This is a genomic window from Allobosea sp. P1_B10 (assembly GCF_056406735.1).
Genome location: NZ_JBFTZP010000002.1, coordinates 505,037 through 526,285, shown reverse-complemented (window position 1 = coordinate 526,285; position 21,249 = coordinate 505,037). Strand labels below are relative to the sequence as shown.

Annotated in this window: 13 protein-coding genes and 1 tRNA gene; 7 read left to right on the top strand and 7 right to left on the bottom strand. The window is 66.7% G+C overall.

Features of this window, described 5'->3' with window-relative positions; translation table 11 throughout:
* Positions 1–2: 2 nt before the first annotated feature.
* The gene (gene glgX / locus AC1D2L_RS07235) at positions 3–1,958 is read left to right on the top strand and encodes a glycogen debranching protein GlgX (protein ID WP_476845153.1); all 1,956 of its coding nucleotides are present in this window, start codon (positions 3–5) and stop codon (positions 1,956–1,958) included.
* A gap of 34 nt (positions 1,959–1,992) precedes the next feature.
* Here the strand turns inward: glgX (AC1D2L_RS07235) and glgX (AC1D2L_RS07230) are convergent, their stop codons facing one another.
* A complete protein-coding gene (glgX, locus tag AC1D2L_RS07230) occupies positions 1,993–4,080 on the bottom strand; it encodes a glycogen debranching protein GlgX (RefSeq protein WP_476845152.1) in 2,088 nt (695 codons plus the stop codon).
* 282 nt (positions 4,081–4,362) lie between these two features.
* On the opposite strand from glgX (AC1D2L_RS07230), the gene glgA reads away from it, so the two are divergent.
* A complete protein-coding gene (glgA, locus tag AC1D2L_RS07225; RefSeq protein WP_476845151.1) occupies positions 4,363–5,835 on the top strand; it encodes a glycogen synthase GlgA in 1,473 nt (490 codons plus the stop codon).
* Positions 5,836–5,893: 58 nt separating this feature from the next.
* Here glgA and AC1D2L_RS07220 read toward each other — a convergent pair whose 3' ends face one another.
* A complete protein-coding gene (locus tag AC1D2L_RS07220; RefSeq protein WP_476845150.1) occupies positions 5,894–6,190 on the bottom strand; it encodes a DUF2934 domain-containing protein in 297 nt (98 codons plus the stop codon).
* A gap of 183 nt (positions 6,191–6,373) precedes the next feature.
* Between AC1D2L_RS07220 and glgB the strand changes: the two genes are divergently transcribed.
* Complete coding sequence (gene glgB, locus AC1D2L_RS07215) at positions 6,374–8,587, top strand: 1,4-alpha-glucan branching protein GlgB (protein WP_476845149.1); 2,214 nt, start codon at positions 6,374–6,376, stop codon at positions 8,585–8,587.
* 113 nt (positions 8,588–8,700) lie between these two features.
* Positions 8,701–10,761 (top strand): 4-alpha-glucanotransferase, encoded by a 2,061-nt coding sequence (gene malQ / locus AC1D2L_RS07210; protein ID WP_476845148.1) that lies wholly within the window; start codon positions 8,701–8,703, stop codon positions 10,759–10,761.
* A 116-nt stretch (positions 10,762–10,877) separates the two neighbouring features.
* Here malQ and treY read toward each other — a convergent pair whose 3' ends face one another.
* Together treY and AC1D2L_RS07200 are read right to left on the bottom strand one after the other, a co-directional pair.
* Positions 10,878–13,493 (bottom strand): malto-oligosyltrehalose synthase, encoded by a 2,616-nt coding sequence (treY, locus tag AC1D2L_RS07205; RefSeq protein ID WP_476845147.1) that lies wholly within the window; start codon positions 13,491–13,493, stop codon positions 10,878–10,880.
* Between the two features lie 217 nt (positions 13,494–13,710).
* Positions 13,711–15,144, bottom strand: coding sequence for an SNF2-related protein (locus AC1D2L_RS07200; protein ID WP_476845146.1), 1,434 nt, complete (start codon positions 15,142–15,144; stop codon positions 13,711–13,713).
* A gap of 129 nt (positions 15,145–15,273) precedes the next feature.
* Between AC1D2L_RS07200 and AC1D2L_RS07195 the strand changes: the two genes are divergently transcribed.
* On the top strand, positions 15,274–16,662 hold the full coding sequence (locus AC1D2L_RS07195; RefSeq protein ID WP_476845145.1) for a M20 family metallopeptidase: 1,389 nt from the start codon (positions 15,274–15,276) through the stop codon (positions 16,660–16,662).
* 3 nt (positions 16,663–16,665) lie between these two features.
* On the opposite strand, the gene AC1D2L_RS07190 is transcribed toward AC1D2L_RS07195, so the two are convergent.
* Entirely contained in the window at positions 16,666–16,920 is a 255-nt protein-coding gene (locus AC1D2L_RS07190) for a hypothetical protein (protein ID WP_476845144.1), read from the bottom strand.
* A gap of 473 nt (positions 16,921–17,393) precedes the next feature.
* On the opposite strand from AC1D2L_RS07190, the gene AC1D2L_RS07185 reads away from it, so the two are divergent.
* Together AC1D2L_RS07185 and ilvA are read left to right on the top strand one after the other, a co-directional pair.
* Positions 17,394–17,738: an RcnB family protein gene (locus AC1D2L_RS07185; protein ID WP_476845143.1), complete on the top strand. Its 345-nt coding sequence runs from the start codon at positions 17,394–17,396 to the stop codon at positions 17,736–17,738.
* An 83-nt stretch (positions 17,739–17,821) separates the two neighbouring features.
* Positions 17,822–19,351 (top strand): threonine ammonia-lyase, biosynthetic, encoded by a 1,530-nt coding sequence (gene ilvA, locus AC1D2L_RS07180; RefSeq protein ID WP_476845142.1) that lies wholly within the window; start codon positions 17,822–17,824, stop codon positions 19,349–19,351.
* A gap of 276 nt (positions 19,352–19,627) precedes the next feature.
* Here the strand turns inward: ilvA and AC1D2L_RS07175 are convergent.
* A tRNA-Lys gene (locus AC1D2L_RS07175) sits at positions 19,628–19,703 on the bottom strand.
* Between the two features lie 221 nt (positions 19,704–19,924).
* On the bottom strand, positions 19,925–21,199 hold the full coding sequence (locus AC1D2L_RS07170) for a solute carrier family 23 protein (protein WP_476845141.1): 1,275 nt from the start codon (positions 21,197–21,199) through the stop codon (positions 19,925–19,927).
* Between the last annotated feature and the right edge of the window lie 50 nt (positions 21,200–21,249).

Sequence of the window (21,249 nt, the reverse complement as noted above, 5' to 3'; positions counted from 1 at the left end):
CGATGAGCGCCACGCGGCTCGAACCTTGCCCGCTGCCGGCCCGCATGGGCGCCACGGTGACGGCCGACGGCGTTGCCTTCGCGGTGTTCTCGCGTAACGGCGACAGGGTTGAACTCTGCCTGTTCGACGAGCCCGGCGAGCGCGAGGTCGCGCGCCTGCCTCTTCCCTGCCGCAGCGGCGATATCCATCACGGCTTCCTGCGCGGGGCAGCGCCGGGGCTGCGCTACGGCCTGCGCGTCGCTGGACCGTTCCAGCCCGAGCTTGGGCACCGCTTCGATGCCGCGAAACTGCTGGTCGACCCCTATGCGACATCCATCGACCGCGGTTTTCGCTGGGACCCGCGACTGGCGCAGCATGGCGTCGATACCGCCCATCTGGTTCCACGTTGCATCGTCGCGGATACGCTTGCGACGCTCCCCGTCGAGAGGACAGCCCCGAGCTTCATCTATGAACTCGGCGTCAAATCCTTCTCGATGCGCCATCCCGAGGTGCCTGGCCCCATTCGCGGCACGCTGGCAGCCCTGCGCGAGCCAGCCATCCTCGCTCACCTTGCCAGGCTCGGTGTCAGCCATGTCGAGCTCATGCCGGTCGCGGCCTGGATGGACGAGCGCCATCTGCCGGCGCTCGGGCTGAGCAACGCCTGGGGCTACAATCCCGTGAACTTCTTCGCGCTCGATCCGCGCCTGGCCCCAGGGGGCGCGGCCGATCTGCGCGCGCTTTGCGAGACCTATGCCGAGGTGGGGATCGGCGTGATCCTCGACATCGTCCTGAACCACACGGCCGAAAGCGACGAGTTCGGCGCCACGATCTGCCTGCGCGGTCTGGACAACGCCGTCTACTACCGCCACGCCACCGACGATCCCGGGCGCCTGATCAACGATACTGGTTGCGGCCACACGCTGGCGCTCGACCGCGCCCCGGTGATGCGCATGGCGATGGATGCAATGCGGCATTGGCGTGGGCTTGGCGTCGCGGGGTTCCGCTTCGATCTCGGCACCGTAATGGGCCGCTCCGACACCGGTTTTTCGCAGGACGCCCCGCTGTTTGCCGCGATGCTGCAGGATCCGGATCTCGCCGACGTGGTACTGAACGCCGAGCCCTGGGACATCGGCCCGGGCGGCTATCGGCTGGGCGAATTCCCGGCCCCCTTCGCGGAATGGAACGGGCGCTATCGCGACGATGTCAGGCGCTTCTGGCGCGGCGACAATGGTGCTGCCGGCGCACTGGCGACACGGCTCGCCGGTTCCGCGGACCTGTTTGCCTCCCGGCACCGTGGTCCCGCCGCCAGCGTCAACTTCCTCGCAGCCCATGACGGCTTCACGCTCGCCGACCTCGTCAGCTTCGCCGCCAAGCACAACGAGGCCAACGGCGAGGACWATCGCGACGGCGACAATGACAGCCACAGTTGGAACAACGGCGTCGAAGGACGCACCGACGACACGCACACCACGGCTGCGCGCGCTCGCGACGTCAGGGCGCTTCTGGCCACCCTGTTCCTCTCTCGCGGCGTGCCGATGCTACAGTCCGGCGACGAGACCGGCCGGACTCAATCTGGCAACAACAACGCCTATGCCCAAGATAATGCAGGGTTTTGGCTCGACTGGGAGAATGCTGACGGGACGCTCGTGGCGCTCATCGCCCGGCTTGCCGCGCTGCGTCGCGAGCACCCGCTGCTGCAGGCGAACAGCTTCCTGACGGGCAAGGGCGAGCCACCAGATGCGCGCTGGCTCAAGGCGGACGGAACGGGGATCGCAGACGACGAGTGGCCTCACCTGGATGCACTCTGCCTCGTGCTTGCGGGGGAGAGCGAAACCCTGCTGATCGCGATCAACCGGGGCCGGCACGCTGTGGCTCTCACGCTGCCCCCAGGCAAATGGGAGAGGCTGTTCGTCTCCGATGACGGGCCGGAGGGCAAGTTGCCCACCCGCTCCGTCTGTCTCTGGCGGCGCGATAGCTAGCTGCCTTGCTCCGCCCGGAATGCCCGGGCGTGCCCTACATCAGGACGATCAGCGACCGCGGCGATAGGGTCAGTTCGCTCTCGGCCTTGAGGCCTTTTCGCCCCTCGTCGGAACCCGGCCCGGTGTCGGTATCGAGCACGACGGACCATGCGCCCTTCTTGACCCGCGCCGGCAGTTCGAACACGACGTCGCCTTCAAAGGCGTTGAACAGGATCAGGGCTTCGTCGCCGCCCTGCTCGACCTCGGGCGTGTGCATCAGGAGCCCGATGGTGCGCACGCCGTCATCGTCCCAGTGCTCCTCGAGTTGATCGCCGCCGGCGGGGTTCACCCAGCGCAGCACGCAGCCGTCGCGGAAGCTGGCACGACGGAAGATCGCGTGCTCGGCTCGCAACTGCGTCAGCCGCCGCACGAACGCGGTCAGCGCCTTGTCGCGGTCGCTGTGCTCCTCCCAGCGGATCCAGGCCAGTTCATTGTCCTGGGCGTAGACATTGTTGTTGCCGTTCTGGGAATGCCCGGCCTCGTCGCCGGCGAGGATCATCGGCGTGCCGTGCGACAGCAGCAGCGTCGCCAGCAGGTTGCGCTTCTGGCGCTCGCGGGCGGCGATGATGCCCTTGTCGTCTGTGGGCCCCTCGACGCCGAAGTTGAACGACAGGTTATGGCCGTGGCCATCCTTGTTGTCCTCGCCGTTCGCGTCGTTGTGCTTGTCGTTGTAGGACACGACGTCGTTGAGCGTGAAGCCGTCATGGGCGGTGATGAAGTTGACGCTCGACCACGGCCGTCGGCCGCGCAGGTCGTAGACGTCGCCCGAGCCGGTCACGCGTGCAGCGAGGTCGCGGATGATCCCCTCCTCGCCCTTCCAATAGGCGCGGGTGGTGTCGCGGTACTTGTCATTCCACTCGGCCCAGCCCGGCGGGAAGCCGCCGACCTGATAGCCACCGGGGCCGATGTCCCAGGGTTCGCCGATCAGCTTGACCTTGCGCAGCACGGGGTCCTGTCCCATCGCGTCGAAGAAGCCGCCGCGCTGGTCGAAGCCATGGGGCTCGCGCCCAAGGATGGTGCCGAGGTCGAAGCGGAAGCCGTCGACCTCCATCACCTCGACCCAGTAGCGCAGCGAGTCCAGGACCATCTGGAGCACGCGCGGATGGCTCGTGTTCACCGTGTTCCCGGTGCCGGTGTCGTTGATATAGAAGCGGGCCTCGTCGGGCATGGTGCGGTAATAGGAGAAGTTGTCGATGCCCTTGAACGAGAGCGTCGGCCCCAGCTCGTTGCCCTCGGCGGTGTGGTTGTAGACCACGTCCAGGATGACCTCGAGCCCGGCATCGTGGAAGCGCCGCACCATGTCGCGGAAGGAGGCGAGGCCCGCCCGCCCCTCATAGCGCGGCTGCGGTGCGAAGAAGCCGATCGAGTTGTAGCCCCAGTAGTTGCGCAGTCCCTTGGGCACGAGGTGATGGTCGTCGAGATAGGCGTGCACCGGCAGGAGCTCGACCGAAGTCACGCCAAGGCTCCTGATGTAGTCGACGATCGCCTGCTCTCCGAGCCCGTCGAAAGTGCCGCGCCGGTCCTCGGGCACCGCCGGATGCAGCTTGGTGAAGCCGCGCACATGCGTCTCGTAGAAGATCATCCGGTCCCACGGCACGTTCGGGCGCGCTGGCGCCTGCGGATCAGCCGCAAGATCGCAGACCACGCATTTGGGCGTGAACGGCGCACTGTCGAGCTCGCTGAAGCTCAGGTCCTTGTCGGTCTCGGCCGCTACGTCATAGCCGTAATGCGCGTCGTTCCAGCTGACTTCGCCCGCATACTCCTTGGCGTAAGGGTCCAGCAGCAGCTTGTTGGGGTTGAAGCGATGCCCCTCTTCCGGCGCAAAGCGGCCATGCACACGGTATCCGTAGCGTTGCCCCGGCTTCACGCCCGGCACATATCCATGCCAGATTTCGTTGGTGTATTCCGGCAGGGCGATGCGGGCGATCTCGGCGTCGCCGCTTTCGTCGAACAGGCAGAGCTCGACACGCTCCGCCGCTGCCGAAAACAGCGCGAAATTCGTGCCTTCGCCGTCGTGGATCGCACCCAGTTCGGTGCCCTGCCCCGCCTCGATCGTAAAGCCCGTACCCTTGTCGTCAGCCATGTCTGCCCCTTGCGCGGATCGGACTCGACAGAGGTCGCGGACCTGCTGACCGCCACTGCTTTGTCATGTCGGAGAGTTAAGCTCGATACTGCCCTGCAACGTGCTTCCGCGTCCCAGAGTTCCGGAACCGGCCCCGAATTTGCATGATTGTTTTGCAGCGCAACATGGAACTTTAGCGCGCCCGTCTTGTTCTCGATTCCGCAGCTTACCAAGGTGTCGATGATGGCCGAAAATTCACTCCCGCCCGCGCCGGATGCCACCTCTGCGACCTCTGGCCACGCCTTGAATTATGCCCCCGCGGTCAAGGAAGGTCCCCCCGAACTCGCCTCGGTCCTGCCGTCGGCGACGCGGCTCCTCTTCGTCACCTCCGAGATGGGCGACTTCCTCAAGGCCGGCGGCCTGGGCGAGGTCTCGTCTGCCCTTCCCCGCCAGTTGCGCGCCTTCTGCGATGTCCGCGTCCTGATCCCGGGCTTCAGGCAGGTCCGTGCCGCCAGGCCGAATATGGATGTCGTCGCGCAGATGCCTCGCACCGCGAGCCTGCCGCCCTGGTCGCTCGGCCGCTTCACCACTGCGGACGGGCTGACCATCTATGCGGTGCTCTGCGACGAGCTCTACGACCGTGAAGGCTCGCCCTACGGTCCCTATGCCGGTGGCGACTTCGGCGACAACGATATCCGTTTCGCACGGCTCTCCTTGGCCGCAGCCGAACTGGCCGCCGGCGAGGCTGATCCCAACTGGAAGCCCGATATCCTCCACGTCAACGACTGGCCGTCGGCGCTCGCGACGGGCTATCTGCGCTGGAAGGGGCTGACCACGCCCTCGATCCTGACGATCCACAACCTCGCCTATCAGGGCCTGTACCAGCCTGCACGCATGGGCGCGCTCGGGATTCCCGACCTTGCATTCTCGGTCAACGGTGCGGAATTCCATGGGAAGGTCTCGTTCCTGAAGGCCGGTATCTTCTATGGCTCGCATGTGACCACGGTCAGCGAGACCTATGCCCACGAAATCACCACGGCAGAGCATGGTTGCGGGCTCGAGGGGCTGCTCAAGACCCGCATGGACGAGGGGCGCCTGACGGGTATCGTCAACGGCATCGACGACAGCTGGAGTTCGCCCATCGGCGCGACCAAGACCCATGCTCAGATGGTCCGCCAATGGAAGAACCAGAACGCCTCGGCGATCCGCAAGACCTTTGAATTGCCGCAGTCGAACGGACCGCTCTTCTCGATCATCTCGCGGCTGGTCCATCAGAAGGGCATCGATCTCTCGATAGAGGCGGCCGAGACCATCGTCGCCAATGGCGGCCAACTCGTCGTCACCGGGCGCGGCGAGCCGCGGCTGGAGGATGCGGTCGAGCGGCTTGCCAAGCAGAACCCGCAGGCGATAGCGGCCCGCATCGGGTTCGACGATGCCGAGGCGCGGCGGATCTTCGCAGCCAGCGACTTCCTGCTGATGCCATCACGCTTCGAGCCCTGCGGGCTGAGCCAGATGTATGCCCAGCGCTGCGGCACCCTGCCGATCGCCTATCGGACCGGCGGCCTCGTCGACACCATCGAGGACGGACTGTCGGGCTTCCTGTTCTCGTCCCTCACCGGCGCCGGCCTGACTTCGGCCGTGACCCGTGCGCTGCAGGCCTACAAGACCAAGCGCGCCTTCAAGCAGATGCGCGAGCACGCCATGGCCAAGCGCTTCGACTGGAGCCGTCCGACGCATCGCTATGCCGATCTCTACGCCAAGGCGCTGGCAGCCTGACCAGCTCACGGCAGCCAGGGCGCCGTGCGGCGATGCATCGGGAGCCAAAAGGCTCCCTTCAGTGCGTCCTGTCGGTGGGTGTCGGCTTTGCTGCCTTGCCGGGAACGGCCTTTGCTGCAGGAGGCTTGGCTGCTGCGGGCTTGGTCGCAGCGACTTTGGCCGGCGGCTTGGCCTCTGCCTGGGCGGTCTTGGCCGAAGCCGGGACCGTACCCTTGGCAGGTGCTTTCGAGCTGGTCAGGCTGGCCGCGACGTGCTCCTCGGCCTGGCGCCAGTGCTGCGATGCGCGACCGTCCGGCTTCCCCTCAGCTTCCCATATGGCATAGGCGGTATCCCGGATGATCTGCTCGCGGCTCATCGAACTGCTCCCTGTCGCGCTGGTGTCGCGCGTGAGACAACCCTGCCGTGGAAGCTTTGGTTCCGTCGTCGTCCGAGGCGCTTTCCGGCTCTTCGCTCAGGAACGGATGCTACCACTGTTGCGTTGCATCATGACTGATTCCGCGTTCGCCGTGGAAGAGCTTTTACTGCGAGACACCTGCCCATGACGCGACAGATTCCTCTCAGGCTGCCAAGCCTCCCGGCTCGCGACATCGCGCTGCTGCAGGAGGGCCGCCACCCCGACCCGTTCGCGATCCTCGGGCGGCACGCGGTCGATGGCGGCAGCATGGTGCGCACCTTCCTGCCCGGCGCGAACTACGTCGAGATCGTGACCGGGGATGGCGAGACGCGGCATGCTACCGCCATGGTCGACCAGGGCAACGGCCTGTTTGAAGCCGCCATCGATCCCGAGGCACCCTACCGCTTGCGCGCCGCCTGGCCGGGCGGAATCACCGAATCCGCCGATGCCTACAGCTTCGGCTTGCTGCTCTCCGAGGACGACATCTATCTGTTCGCCGAGGGACGTCATTTCGACCTGTCGACCCGGCTGGGCGCCAACCTGCGCAATATCGACGGTGTCGAGGGTGTCGTCTTCGCGGTCTGGGCGCCAAACGCCGCCCATGTGGCTGTTGTCGGCGACTTCAACGGCTGGGATCTGCGTCGCCACCCCATGCGCCGCCGGCTCGGCCCAGGCGTCTGGGAACTCTTCATTCCCGGCGCTCAGGCCGGCGCTGTCTACAAATACGCAATCACGGCGTCCTCGGGCGAGCGCCTGCCCTGGAAGGCCGATCCGCTGGCGCGCTGCACTGAGTTGCCGCCGCGCACCGGTTCCGTGGTGGCCCAGCCGGCCGAGTTCTCCTGGAGCGACGGCGAGTGGCTCGCCGCGCGCGCCCGCGCCCATCCGATGTCGGAGCCGATCTCGACCTACGAGGTCCATGTCGGCTCCTGGCTGCGCACAGAATGGGGCCAGATGGGCTCATGGGACGAGGCGGTCGACCGCCTGATCCCCTACATCCAGCACATGGGCTTCAGCCATATCGAGTTGATGCCGATCACCGAGCACCCCTTTGGCGGCTCCTGGGGCTACCAGCCGCTGGGCATGTACGCGCCAACCGCCCGGCTCGGCCCGCCCGAGGCCTTTGCCCGCTTCGTCGACCGCTGCCATGCAGCGGGCATCGGCGTGATCCTCGACTGGGTGCCGGCACACTTCCCGTCCGACGAGCATGGCCTTGCCCGCTTCGACGGAACCGCCCTCTACGAGCACGAGGACCCGCGCCAGGGCTTTCACATCGACTGGAACACGCTGATCTACAATGTCGGCCGCCGCGAGGTGCGCGGCTTCCTCATCGCGTCGGCGCTGTTCTGGCTCGAGACCTTCCATCTCGACGGCCTGCGCGTCGATGCCGTGGCCTCGATGCTCTACCGCGACTACAGCCGCAAGCCTGGCGAATGGGTCCCCAATCATCTCGGCGGGCGCGAGAATCTCGAGGCCGTGAGCTTCTTCCAGGAGCTGAATACCCTGGTGGGCTCTCGTGGCCGTGGCGCGATCACGATTGCGGAGGAATCGACCGCCTGGCCCGGCGTGACCTCGCCGGTGCATCATGGCGGGCTCGGCTTCCACTTCAAATGGAACATGGGCTGGATGCACGACACGCTGCGCTTCTTCGCGCACGACCCGCTCTATCGCGGCCATCATGGCGACGACATCACCTTCGGGTTGATCTACGCCTTCTCCGAGAATTTCGTTCTGCCGATCTCCCATGACGAGGTCGTGCACGGCAAAGGCTCGTTGCTCTCGCGCATGCCCGGGGACGACTGGCAGCGCTTCGCCAATCTGCGGCTGTGCCTCGCGCTGATGTGGACACATCCCGGCAAGAAGCTGCTGTTCATGGGCTGCGAATTCGGCGCCGAAGCCGAATGGTCGGTCGATGCGCCCTTTCCCTGGCCTCATGCCGACGACGAGCGCCGGCAGGGCGTCTCGAAACTGGTGCGCGATCTCAACGCGATCTATCGCGGGACGCCGGCGCTGCACCGGCTCGATCATGCGCCGGAAGGCTTTGCCTGGATCGTCGGCAATGACAGCGCGAACTCCGTCTTCGCCTTCGGCCGCTTCGGCGGCCCGGGAACGGGCGACGTGCTCGTGGTCGCCAACATGACGCCGGTGCCGCGCCACGACTACCGCATCGGTGTCTCGCGGCCCGGCCTCTGGCGCGAACGCCTGAACAGCGATGCGGGCGAATACGGTGGCGCGGGGTTGGGCAATGGCGGCGAGCGCCGAACCGACGCGATCGCAGCCCATGGGCAGGCGCAGAGCCTTCCCCTGACCCTGCCGCCGCTCGGACTGATCGTGCTCGAGCATGACGCGGCAATGGGCTGATCGATCGTGCGCATGCCGCCCCACCAGACAATTATTCCGGGCGGCCTGCCGGAAACCATCGATCACGGCGCGATTCGTGCGCGCTTCTTTCAGACTGATATGCGGAGCCTCCCATGAGCGACGAAACCCTGCGCCAGCTTGCGGCCAAGGCCGGCGTCGCGCCGCATTGGACCGATCAGGCCGGCACCGAACGCGCCGTGGCTCCCGACAGCCTGCGTGCCATCCTCGCGGCGCTCGGGCTGCCCGCCGACAGCGACTCCGCCCTGCGCAACTCGCTCTCGATGCTGGAAAGCGGCGTCAATGCTGCGGCGACCTCGCATTTCACCACGGCGCGTATCGGCCAGAAGGTCAGCCTGCCGCTGCATGCTCCCGGCGGCACCAGCGTCGAGGTCGCCATGGAGAACGGCGCGCATCGCGTCGTGACATCGGAGGAGGGCTATGACGGCGCCCTCACCCTGCCGGCCTTCGACGAACCCGGCTATCACACGGTCCGGACGGCGGAAGGCGATTTCACCGTCGCCACCGCCCCCGAGCGATGCATTACATTCGGCGATCTCAACGACGGTGCGAACGGCTGGGGGCTCGCGGCCCAGATCTATTCCCTCCGCTCGCGCGACGATGGCGGCGTCGGCAATTTCGCGGGGGTCGCCGACCTCGCCCGCAGCGCGGCGCGACGCGGCGCCGACGCCCTCGCGATCAGTCCGGTGCATGCGCTCTATGGCGCGGAGCCCGCCCATTTCAGCCCCTACTCACCGTCGACCCGGCTGTTCTACAATCCGCTGCACGCCGACCCGCTCGCGGTCCTACCCGAGGTGATGCTGCAAAGCGTGATCGAGCAGGCAGGCCTTGGCGGGCGCATGGCAGAGCTCTCCGGCCTTGCCCAGATCGACTGGCTGTCGGCGACCCCGGTGCGGCACAGCCTGCTGCGTGGCCTGTTCGAGGCGCTGCGCGGCCCCGATCATGCGAGCGATCCGGCGCGCACCGAATTCGAGCGCGCGCTGGCCGATGCCTCCCCCCTGCTGAAAGCCCATGCCACTTTCGAGGCGCTCCACGCCGCCCAGCTGCGCCTGAACCCCGGCGCCTGGAGCTGGCGGAACTGGCAGGCGCCCTATCGCGACCCGGACAGCCCGGAGGTCGCCGCCTTCGCCGCCGAACATGGCGACGAGATCGCCTACCAGATCTTTCTGCAATGGCTGACCGGGCGCTCCTATGGCGAAGCCCAGCGCGTCTGCCGCGAGAGTGGCATGAAGGTCGGCCTGATCGCCGATCTCGCCATCGGCATGGACGGTTCGGGCAGCCATGCCTGGAGCCGCCAGCACGAGGTGCTGGGAGGGCTCAGCGTCGGCGCTCCGCCCGACTATTATTCCGCCGATGGCCAGAGCTGGGGCCTGACCACCTTCTCGCCTCGCGGGCTGGCCGCGTCGGGCTTTGCGCCCTTCATCGAAACGCTGCGCGCCAGCCTGCGCTATGTCGGCGGCATTCGCATCGATCACGTCATGGGGATGAGCCGGCTCTGGCTGGTTCCGGAAGGCGCGAGCGCGCTCGACGGCGCCTATGTCACCTTCCCCTCGGAGACGCTGTTTCGCCTGATCGCGCTCGAGTCCTGGCGGCACAAGGCCATCGTCATCGGCGAGGACCTCGGCACCCTGCCAGACGGTTTCCGCGATTACCTGCGCGAGCAGGGCGTCGCGGGTCTGCGCGTGCTGCGCTTCGAGAAATCCGACGAGGGCTACATCTCGCCCGAGCACTGGGCGCCGGCGGCAGCCGCGTTGACCTCGACGCATGATCTCATCGCCACCGCCGGCTGGTGGGCCGGAGCCGACCTCGAGCCCGAGGACGGCCCCCTGCAGGATCTCCGCGCCTGGGATCGCGGCATGCTCTGGGGCGCCTTCCAGAACAACGGACTGGTCGAGGGCGAGCGCCCGGCGCCGCACGACACCGCGCCTGTGGTCGACGCCGCAATCCGCTATATCGCTAAGACGCCCTGCACGCTGAAACTGCTGCCGATCGAGGATGCACTCGGCATCGAGACCCAGCCGAACGTGCCCGGCACCACGACCGAAAAACCGAACTGGCGCCATCGGCTGGACGGCCCTGCCGAGACCTTGCTCGACGACGCCAGCGTCCGCCAGCGCCTCGCGCATTTGGGGCCGCCGCGGGAGGGCGGCAGCTGAGGACAGGGGGCGTTGTCCAAGATGAGCGATAAGGATGCAGACGCTGTTTTCTGCGTCGACCTCGTGGTCATGGCTTCCAGGCTCGCCCCTGAATTACGGGTTTGGTCCCGTCGACCTCAGCCCAGGTCCAGCGCCCACACCCCAATCGGGGCCACCGCCAGCGCCTCGCCGACAGCGAGTTCGCCACTGGGCGCGAGCTCGGGCCCGATGACCGCGTGTGCCTCGCCATAAGCCGGCAGCGCGATGCGCGTATCGCCCCACCAGTCGCGGCTGGGGGCCAGCGCGTCGCCAGATCGTAGGCCCTGCGCGCAGCAGCGCGCGACGACGACCAGCGCGGCCTCATCGCCATGACGGCGCAGGAAGGCCAGCACATGGGCGCTTCTCTCGCCCGTCACCGCCACCGGCTCATAGGCGCCCTCGGCAAAGAGTTGGGGCTGGCTGTTCCGGAAGGCGAGCAGCTTGCGCAGCAGCGCCTGCTTGATGCGCCCGTCGCGCCAGCGCTCGGCCAGCAGATCGAGCGGCAGGTCCTGCGCCAACGCAATCCGGCGCGCCACGAAATCGACCGGGCGGCGGTTGTCGGGATCGACCAGGCTGAAATCCCAGAACTCCGTGCCCTGGTAGGTGTCGGGCACGCCAGGGGCCGTCAGGCGCAGAGCCAGCTGGACCAGGCCGTTCGACGCGCCTGGACGCGCGACCCGCTCGACGAACCGCGCGACCTCCGCCAGGAACGCGGCGCTGCGCGACGGCGTCAGCAACGCCGCCACGAACTGAGCATCCTTGCGCTCGTAGACCTCGTTCGGCGCGGCCCACCCCGTGTGCAGCTTCGCCTCGCGCATCGCCTTCTGCCACCAGGCCGCGAGCCGCTCGGCCAGATCGGCCAGGCCGGCCTTGTCGTCGGCAGAAAGACCGAGCGGCCAAGCACCGACGAGCATCTGGTAGAGCATGTATTCGTCGCCGGCATCGAGGCCGTCGGGCCGCTGCGTGCGATTGAGATCGCGCCAGCTTTGCGTCGCCGCGATCCACTCATCGGGCCACTCGCTGATGACGGCAAGCCGCGCCCGGACATCCTCGCCACGCTTGTGGTCATGTGTTGCGGTCGCCAGCATGGCGCGTGGAACGAGGCTCGCGCGATCCCGCATCAGCGCGTGGAAGGCCGCGACCCCGAGCCCCATGACGCCGGCATCGAAGCCGACATCGTTGCGCGAAAGCAGGCGCCCATAGCGATAGAAGGCCGTGTCCTCGACCGCCTTGGCCGCGAGCGGAGCAGCCAATTGGTTGAAGCGCCGGATGGCCGTGATGCGCGCCGGCCGCAGCGCCTCGCCGCCCTCGCCCGCAATCACCGAGGCGACGAAGCGCAGTGCCGGCGGGTCGCTCAGCGGGGCGGCCAGTGCCGCTCGCAAGGCGGCCTCGACGCGCTCTCCGGCGCCGACGCCATCGTCGCGACCCGTCGCATAGCTGCGATACGCCCGCAGTTCCGCGATCAGCGCGGTCACGGCCCGCCTCAGCGCCGCGCGCGTGATCCCTTCGCCATTGCGATGCTCGGCCCCGGCCTGCTCCAGGGCATCGACCAGCCGCTCGCGCTGGCCGTCAAAACTATGGGACAGGATCTGGTGGCGCGCGATAACCTCCTCGCCATGGAAATCGCGGGGGCGGCCACTCAGCACCGCCCAATGCGCCGCAAGCACAGGCGCGGCCGTGGTGTCATGCTGCAGGGCCGAAACCTGATCCATGAAATCATAGCCGGTCGAGCCGTCGACATCCCACGCGGCCGGGATGTGCTCGCCCGAAGCCAGGATCTTCTCCACCACCAGCCAGGCGCGCAGCTCTCGCAGCCCCTCAGGCCGGACGGGTTGCAGCGCATCGAGATGCCGACGCAATTCGATGCAATAACCGGCGGGGTCGCTGAGCCCGTCGACATGGTCGATGCGCAGGCCGTCGATTAGCCCATCACGATAGAGCCGCAAGGCCACGGCGTGCTTCGCCGCAAACGCCGCCGGCACGTCCATTCGCACTGCCGCGAGCTGCGTGATGTCGAAGAAGCGCCGCCAGTTGATCCGGTCGCCGGCATTGCGCCACCAGTCGAGCAGGAAATTCTGCCGGGAAATCAGCTTGCCGAGCCGGCCCGCCTCGGCGAAGGCCTCGATCCCGCTGGCCGCAATCGCGGCCTCGTCTTCGGGTCGGATCGGAAACAGGTGCTCGCCATAAGCGATCGCGTAGCCCTCGCCATGCGCAACCAGCGACAGTTCGCCCGCCGCAAGCGCCTCGCCATAGGGCGTCCCGAGGAAAGGCGCGTGAACCCGACCCTTCAGCTCCGGATCGGGACCGTCGAAATCGACGTCGAACCACTCGGCATACTCGCTCCCGCGCCCGCGCTTCAGCAAATCGAGCCAGAGCTTGTTGTCTGCGCCGCCCACGGCCATGTGGTTGGGCACGATGTCGAGGATGATGCCGATGCCGTGGCTGCGCAGCGTTTGCGCCATCTCCTCGAAACCGGCCTCGCCGCCGAGTTCCGGGTTGATGGCGTCGTAGTCGACGACATCATAGCCATGCATCGACCCTGCCCGCGCCGTCAGGATCGGCGAGGCATAGACATGGCTGACCCCGAGTTCGCTGAGATAGGGGGCTAGATCGCGCCCGGCCGAAAACGGAAAACCCTTGTGGAACTGCAGGCGATAGGTCGCGCGTGGCGCCGAGCGCACAAGGGGAACGTTGCGCGGAGGCGCGTCGGGCATGGATAGCTTTCAGGCAATCGGCCGCAAATCGGGCCTCAAGCTGAACCGAAGATAGCAGCGCTTGTTCCGCAGCGCGCATCGCGCTGGCGAGGTAGCCCTTACAGGCCAAACGACATGTGGGGCATCCCGGGCGAACAGGGGGTGACCCGGGATCCATCCCGGAACCTCTCCGCAGGCGCTCTGCCCTCGGGACCGGAGCCAGCGCCGCATCGACGGATCAGGCCGCGCGCGCCTCCACAATCCCCGCGATCGCCTCCAGCATGCGGGTGTCGTCGCCGGCGAGCCCGTCCATCGCCGCCATGCGCGTGATGACCGTGCCCGCGACGGCCTCCTCAACCGTGTCCTCAGCATAGGCATAGAAGATCGTCGCGTGCTGGCCGTCGCGATGGCAGCGACCTTCGATCTGCTGCAGTTGGATCGCGGAATGACGCATGTCGTGGACGACCAGAGAGCGCTCGCGCTCCCCGCCCGGCATCTCGCCACGATGCAGCGAAATCGATTCCGTCACCGTGAAGATCACCGCATCTAGCCTGCCCGTCTGGAAGGCCAGCCGCGTTTCCTCATTGGCCGCGCCTGAATGCTCGCCATTGATCTCGCCCACAGCCCAGCCGCGCCCACGTAGCGCGTCCGCCAGCATGGCGCTGGTTTCCAGGAAGGCGACGGAGACCGCGACCTGCTCGTCATTGCCCAGCAGGTCGTCGCAGAACGCGACCGTCCCGGGGATACGCAGCAGGCTCGCCTTCTGCCGGAAACGCAGATCGGCGGCCCAGCCTTGCGGCTTGCGGGTCGAGCCGCCGGCCAGGCCGAGCTCGCGCCGGAATTCGCGCCAGGTCGCATCGTAGAGCTTGCGCGCACCGGCATCGAGCGCCACCGGCGCAAGTTCGCGCTGCACTTCCGGCCATCCCGCGATCTCCTCGGGCCGCCGCCGCAGCCCGATCGCGTCCTGGCCGCGATAGAGCAGGTCCGCCATCAGCTTGCGGTCGCTCTCATTGGGCTCCCAGCTCCAGTTCTTCCAGCGCCCCTTGGCCCGGCCGATCTTCAGCCGCTTCATCAGCGCGCGAAAGCCGTCGAGGTCCTCGCTCGGCATGCCGGCCGCCCGCGCCAGCAACGGCCCGAGATAGGACAGTTCATGGGGCGATTGGCCAGCTGTGGCGCTCATATAGATCGTGAAAGATGCGGCAGCCGCCATCTGACGGCAGACGAGCCCTTGCTGCGAATTCGGATTGCGGATGCGGTGCGCCTCGTCGATCACGACCAGCGGCCAGATGCGCTTGGGCGCGCCGTGCTTGGCAAGTTCGTTGTTCTTGCCCCGCACCGAGCGCTTCTTGCTGTCGGCAGGCGGCGCGAGCAGCGATTTCGTCTTCTCGAAGTTCATGAGCGTGACGCGCTTGGGCTTGAGACCCGAGAGCGCCATGGTCCGCCGCCATTGCGGGATCGCGCCCTTGGGGCAGATCACCAGGATCTCGCTCTCCGGCATCGCCGCCAGCGCGAGCCAGGCGGACAGCGTCTTGCCGAGCCCGGTCAGGTCTCCGAGCAGGAAGCCCGGCGCGCCAGCGGCTCGCGCCGCGAGAATCGCATCCCGCGCGACAAGCTGATGCGCATGGGGGACCATGATCGCGGCTTCTGCCGGTGCAGGCGTGATCTCGTTCATGCCGCCCCTATGAGCGCGAACCTGCGCGCCCGGCAAGGGGGGCCTTCGAAAAGCGCATCGCAGTACCCCCTGCTCGGCAGCGATCACATGCTAAGGCTGGACGCAACGAGACCGCAGGAGAGACCCATCATGACCCGCGCCCAGGCAATCGCCCATGCCCAGGATTACTTCGATTCCGGCATGTTCAAGAGCGACCTCGCCCGCCTCGTTGCCATGCCGACGGAAAGCCAGAACCCCGAGCGCGCGCCCGTGCTCTCCGCCTATCTCGCAACCGAAATGCGCCCGCTGCTGGAGTCGCTGGGTTTCACCTGCACGATCCTCAACCACCCCACGGCCAAGGGCCCCTTCCTGCTCGCGCAGCGCATCGAGGATCCCGCACTGCCGACGATCTTTGGCTATGGCCATGGCGACGTCATCCGCGGGCTCGACAAGCAGTGGAGCGAAGGCCTCTCGCCCTGGACGCTGACCGAGCGCGATGGCCGCTTCTATGGCCGCGGTGTTGTCGACAACAAGGGCCAGCACATCATCAATATCAATGCCTTGCGCGCCGTTCTTGAATCGCGCGGCAAGCTCGGCTTCAACGTCAAATACCTCATCGAGATGGGCGAGGAATCGGGCTCGCCGGGCCTGCGCGAGCTCTGCATGGAGCAGCAGGAGCTGTTCCGGGCCGACATCCTGGTCGCCTCGGATGGCCCGCGCCTGAACGCAGAGCGGCCGACCGTCTTCCTCGGCGCGCGCGGCGTCATCACCTTCGACCTGTCGATCGTCGCCCGCGAGGGCGGTCATCACTCCGGCAACTGGGGCGGCATCCTCTCCGATCCCGCGATCCAGCTCGCCCATGCGATCGCCTCGATCGCTTCGCCCACCGGCCAGATCCGCATCCATGAGTGGGTGCCGACGGAACTGCCGCGCGCCGTACGCGAGGCGGTGGCCGACTGCATCATCGATGGCGGGCCCGACGGTCCCCAGATCGACCCCAACTGGGGCGAGGCTGGTCTATCGCCCGCCGAGCAGGTTTTCGGCTGGTGCTCCTTCGACGTGCTGGCGATGAAATCGGGAGTGCCTGAGACGCCCGTCAACGCCGTCCCGCCCAATGCCTGGGCGCGCTGCCAGCTGCGCTTCGTCGTCGGCATCGACCCCAATGAGGTGATCCCCGCCCTGCGCCGTCATCTCGACCGGCACGGCTTCAGCATGGTCGAGATTGCCACCAATGGCAGCGAGCGGTTCGGCGCCACGCGCCTCGACCCCGAGGATCCCTGGGTTCGCTTCACGCTCGCATCGATCGCCGAATCAACCGGCAAGAAGCCGGCCCTGCTGCCCAATCTCGGAGGCTCGCTGCCCAACGACATCTTTGCGGAGATCCTGAACCTGCGCACGATCTGGGTCCCGCACTCCTATCCCGGATGCTCGCAGCATGCGCCTGATGAGCACCTCCCAGTCGCCATCGCCCGTGAAGGCCTGGGATTGATGGCCGGTCTCTACTGGGACATCGGCAGCGGCAACGCGCCCCCGCTCTGAAAGCTATTCCTGCGGCTGGCGCGGCTCGCGCGCCGGCGGCAGGTCGACAGGTGTCGCCGGCGGGGCCTCCGGCGGCGCGTTCGGCGGCAGTTCTGGCGGTGGCTCGGTCGGAATGCCTTGCGGCTCGGAATCCGGCGGGGACTCGATCGGCGGTGCCGGCGGCACCTCGGTCGGCGTCAACGGCGGCGCCTCCGGTGGTGGATTGGGCATAATCGGTGTCCCGGCGGGCCCGCCACTGACCTCGGTCATTGCTGCCATCTGAGCAGATCTCCATGCTGACTGAACTGAAGAGCCAACGCATGGGCAGCGCCAAAGGTTCGCGCCGGACATCTCAGCCAAACCAACGCGCGCGGGTGGGCTGACGGATCTATCGCCGCATTTCTCCGGGACACGCCCTCCCAACACGACAGCGGGAGCGGCCATTTCCGCAGGGCGGCATCGGGCCTCAACGGCATTCACGCGCTTGCCGGCAGCATCCCCGCGCCCTGACACCGGAGCAAACAACCGAACAAGACCGAAGAGAAGCGCACAAAGATCGAAACTTAAACTAACATTTCAGATAATCGTCAGAGAAAAATCATTCAACTCCCGTTTTTGGTCAATATATATTGTAGCTGTTTCACCTATTCTCCTTACGTTACGATATCATTACATAAAATTAATCTGCCTGTTCATATTTCATTTAACTCCAATCGTCGACAGTACATCCATCGAACGAAAGGAGCTGCCCCATGAAATTCTCACTCGTCGCCGCGGCCATCGCCCTCCCGATTCTGCTGGCCCCAGCCATCGCCTCCGCCCAGCCCCATCACAGCGGCCCGCACAACGGCGCCCACCGCGCCGGCCCCGCCCATGCCCAGAACCATGTGGCCCACAAGCCCGCCATGGTGAAGCATCAGCGCTGGCACGCCGGACGCGCCCTGCCCTCGAGCTATCGGCGCCAGGTCGTCACCGACTATCGCCATCATGGACTGCGTGCACCGCGGCCCGGCCAGCGTTGGGTCAAGGTCGACAGGCAGTACATCCTGATCAACAGCGTCAGTGGCATGATCGCCTCGATCATCGCGGCTCGCTGACACCGGCAGTATTCGGCGCGCCGGCGATTGACTTCGCTGCGATCGGGACTATCGCCGGGCCCAAACCTGAAGGAATTGGCCCGGTGCACGATTACATCCGCAAAATCCTCGGCGCCCGCGTCTATGACGTCGCGATCGAGAGCCCTCTCGACGCCATGCCGAGGCTCTCGGCCCGGCTCGGCGCTCGCATCAGCCTGAAGCGCGAGGACTTGCAGCCCGTCTTCTCGTTCAAGCTGCGCGGCGCCTACAACAAGATGGCAGGCCTCTCCGCCCAACAGGGCGAGCGCGGCGTCATCTGCGCCTCGGCCGGCAATCATGCACAAGGCGTGGCCCTGGCCGCCCGCAAGCTCGGCCTGAAGGCCACCATCGTGATGCCGCGCACCACGCCCGACATCAAGGTGCAGGCGGTGCGGGCACTCGGCGGGCATGTCGTCCTCCATGGCGAAAGTTTCGACGACGCCTATGCCCATGCCCGGCATCTGGAGGCCGAGAAGGGCCAGACCTTCGTCCACCCCTATGACGACCCCGACGTGATCGCCGGTCAGGGCACCGTCGGCATGGAGATCCTGCGCCAGCACCCCGATCCGATCGAGGCCATCTTCGTCCCCATTGGCGGCGGAGGCCTGGCCGCCGGCATCGCGGTCTACGCAAAGTTCCTGCGGCCGGACATCAAGGTGATCGGTGTCGAGCCGGAGGAAGCGGCCTCCATGGCCGGCGCGCTGGCCGCGGGGTCGCGCATCGTGCTCGATCAGGTCGGGCTGTTCGCCGACGGCGTCGCCGTGCGGCAGGCCGGCGAGGAAGCATTCCGGCTCTGCCGCGAATTCCTGGACGAGGTCATCACGGTCTCGACTGATGAGATCTGCGCCGCAATCAAGGACATCTTCGAGGATACCCGCGCCGTCGCCGAACCCTCGGGCGCGGTCAGCCTTGCGGGGCTCAAGGCCTACGCCGCGCGCGGACGCGGTGCCGGGCGCTCGCTGGTCGCGATCAATAGCGGCGCGAACATGAACTTCGACCGCTTGCGCCACATCGCCGAGCGCGCCGAGATCGGCGAGCAGCGCGAGGCCCTGCTTGCAGTCACGATTCCCGAACGGCCCGGCAGCTACCGGAACTTCATCCGGCTGCTGGGCAAGCGCGCGATCACGGAATTCAACTATCGCTACAGCGACCCCAAGGAGGCGCGCATTTTTGTCGGCGTGCAACTCAGCGAGGGCGAAGCCGAAAAGCGCCAGATCATCGCCATGCTCGCCGAGCAGGGCTATGCCGTGCTCGACATGAGCGACAACGAACTCGCCAAGCTGCATGTGCGCTACATGGTCGGCGGACAGGCAGACGGGCTCGGCGACGAGATGATCTTCCGCTTCCAGTTCCCGGAGCGCCCGGGCGCCCTGCTCAAGTTCCTGAACAGCCTGTCGGGAAGCTGGAACATCTCGCTGTTCCACTATCGCAACCACGGCGCCGATTATGGCCGCGTGCTGGCAGGCATCCAGATCCCGGCCCATGAGCGCGCCAAGCTGACTCACAACCTCGACGCGCTCGGCTATCCCTACTGGGACGAGTCGGCCAATCCCGCCTACCGCTCATTCCTGTCGAGCCTGCCTGTGCAGGCCTGAGGCAACGGATTAGCCGTCATCCTGGATCAGCCGCGAAGCGGCGCAGGTCCAGGACCCATCGAAGTGCGCCAGCGCTCCGCGATAGATCCCGAGACGCCTTCAGGCGCCCGGGATGAGGCGCTTCACCGGGAAAGAACCGAGGATGCCGGCCAGATCTGTCTACGAACTCAACGCTGAACGCAGCCCACTAAGCACAAGCAAAAACGCCGGCGCTTCTCAGCACCGGCTTCCGCTCCCTCAAAGAGGGAAAATCACATCATCTCAAGAATTTGGCCGTGGTGGGTGATGTAGGGCTCGAACCTACGACCCGCTGATTAAGAGTCAGCTGCTCTACCAACTGAGCTAATCACCCATTCGCCACCGGCGCCGCCGGTCAGCGGCGCGAACCGCGTCTGGCGTGACGGGGATGTAACAAACACCCCCTGCTGTGTCCACCCACCCCGCCAAAATAATGAGGCGGTTTGTGCACTTGGTCGATTTCGTCACAAAGAACCAAAGTCATGCACGATTATGCGTCGGGATGGCTGTTTTCGAGAATGGGGCGGCCTGTGCGGGCCGCCCCTGTGCGCGTCTTCAGGCGGCGCGGCGGTTCAGCAGGTGGTAGAGCAGAATCGCGGCGAAGGTCGCGGTGCCGATGCCGCCCAGCTCGAAGCCGAAGATCGGCAACTTCAGGTCGCCGGCGCCCAGGATCAGTGCGGTCGCCACCGTCAGCAGGTTCTTGGGCTCGGAGAAGTTGACCTTGTTCTCGACCCAGATCCGGCCGGCGGTCGCGGCGATCAGGCCGAACACGACGACGGCGAGGCCGCCCAGGACCGCGACCGGGATCGTGCCGATGACCGCGCCGAACTTCGGCGAGAACCCGAGCAGCAGCGCGATGACACCCGCCGCGACGAAGACCAGTGTGGAGTAGACGCGGGTGACGGCCATGACACCCATGTTCTCGGCATAGGTGGTGACGCCGGTGCCGCCGCCGGAGCCCGCGATCATGGTGGCGACGCCGTCGGCGAAGAAGCCTCGACCGATCATGTGATCGTAGTTGCGGCCGGTCATCACGGCGATGCCCTTGATGTGCCCGAGGTTCTCCGCGACCAGGATGATTGCCACGGGCGCGATCAGCGCCATCGCCTTGAACTCGAAGACTGGCGCGACGAAGTTCGGCAGGCCGAACCAGGCCGCGGCCGCGACCTTGGTGAAATCAACCGGCGGCGCGCCGAAGCTGGAGGCCGTCACCGCGTAGAGCAGATAGGTCGCGAGGCCGCCGATCAGCACCGGCAGGCGTTGGGCCAGGCCACGGCCATAGACGGCCACCAAGGCCACCGCCACGACCGTGAACAGCGCGATCCACTTGGTATAGGGGCTGGCCGAGATCATGTTCATCGCGACCGCGGTAAGATTGAGCCCGATCGCAGCGACGACCGCGCCCGTCACCACCGGCGGCAGCAGCTTCTCGATCCAGGCCGTACCGATCGCCTGCACCAACAGGCCGATTGCGGCATAAACCGCGCCGCAGGCGATGATGCCGCCCAGCGCCAGTCCGATATTGACGTTGGGCCCGCTGCCGCCATAGCCGCTTGCGGCCATTACGACGCCGATGAAGGCGAAGGACGAGCCGAGATAGCTCGGCAACTGACCGCGCGTGATCACGAAGAAGAGCAGGGTCGCGATCCCCGAGAAGAAGATTGCGACGTTGGGGTCGAACCCCATGATGATTGGCGCCAGCGCGGTCGAGCCGAACATCGCCACGACATGCTGGAGGCCCGCGATGATCGTCTGGCCGGTCGGCAGCCTCTCGTCCGGCATCACATCGCCGGACGTCTTCAAGGTCCAATTCGGGAAATAGCCTGCCATCGTGATGCCCCCAAGTGGCCGCCACGGCGGCAGCCGTTCGTTGGGCAGAT

Coding starts and splice junctions, on each gene's coding strand:
- glgX (WP_476845152.1), bottom strand. CDS start 4,080: ATGGCTGACGACAAGGGTACGGGCTTTACGATCGAGGCGGGGCAGGGC.
- AC1D2L_RS07220 (WP_476845150.1), bottom strand. CDS start 6,190: ATGAGCCGCGAGCAGATCATCCGGGATACCGCCTATGCCATATGGGAA.
- glgB (WP_476845149.1), top strand. CDS start 6,374: ATGACGCGACAGATTCCTCTCAGGCTGCCAAGCCTCCCGGCTCGCGAC.
- malQ (WP_476845148.1), top strand. CDS start 8,701: ATGAGCGACGAAACCCTGCGCCAGCTTGCGGCCAAGGCCGGCGTCGCG.
- treY (WP_476845147.1), bottom strand. CDS start 13,493: ATGCCCGACGCGCCTCCGCGCAACGTTCCCCTTGTGCGCTCGGCGCCA.
- AC1D2L_RS07200 (WP_476845146.1), bottom strand. CDS start 15,144: ATGAACGAGATCACGCCTGCACCGGCAGAAGCCGCGATCATGGTCCCC.
- AC1D2L_RS07195 (WP_476845145.1), top strand. CDS start 15,274: ATGACCCGCGCCCAGGCAATCGCCCATGCCCAGGATTACTTCGATTCC.
- AC1D2L_RS07190 (WP_476845144.1), bottom strand. CDS start 16,920: ATGGCAGCAATGACCGAGGTCAGTGGCGGGCCCGCCGGGACACCGATT.
- AC1D2L_RS07185 (WP_476845143.1), top strand. CDS start 17,394: ATGAAATTCTCACTCGTCGCCGCGGCCATCGCCCTCCCGATTCTGCTG.
- AC1D2L_RS07170 (WP_476845141.1), bottom strand. CDS start 21,199: ATGGCAGGCTATTTCCCGAATTGGACCTTGAAGACGTCCGGCGATGTG.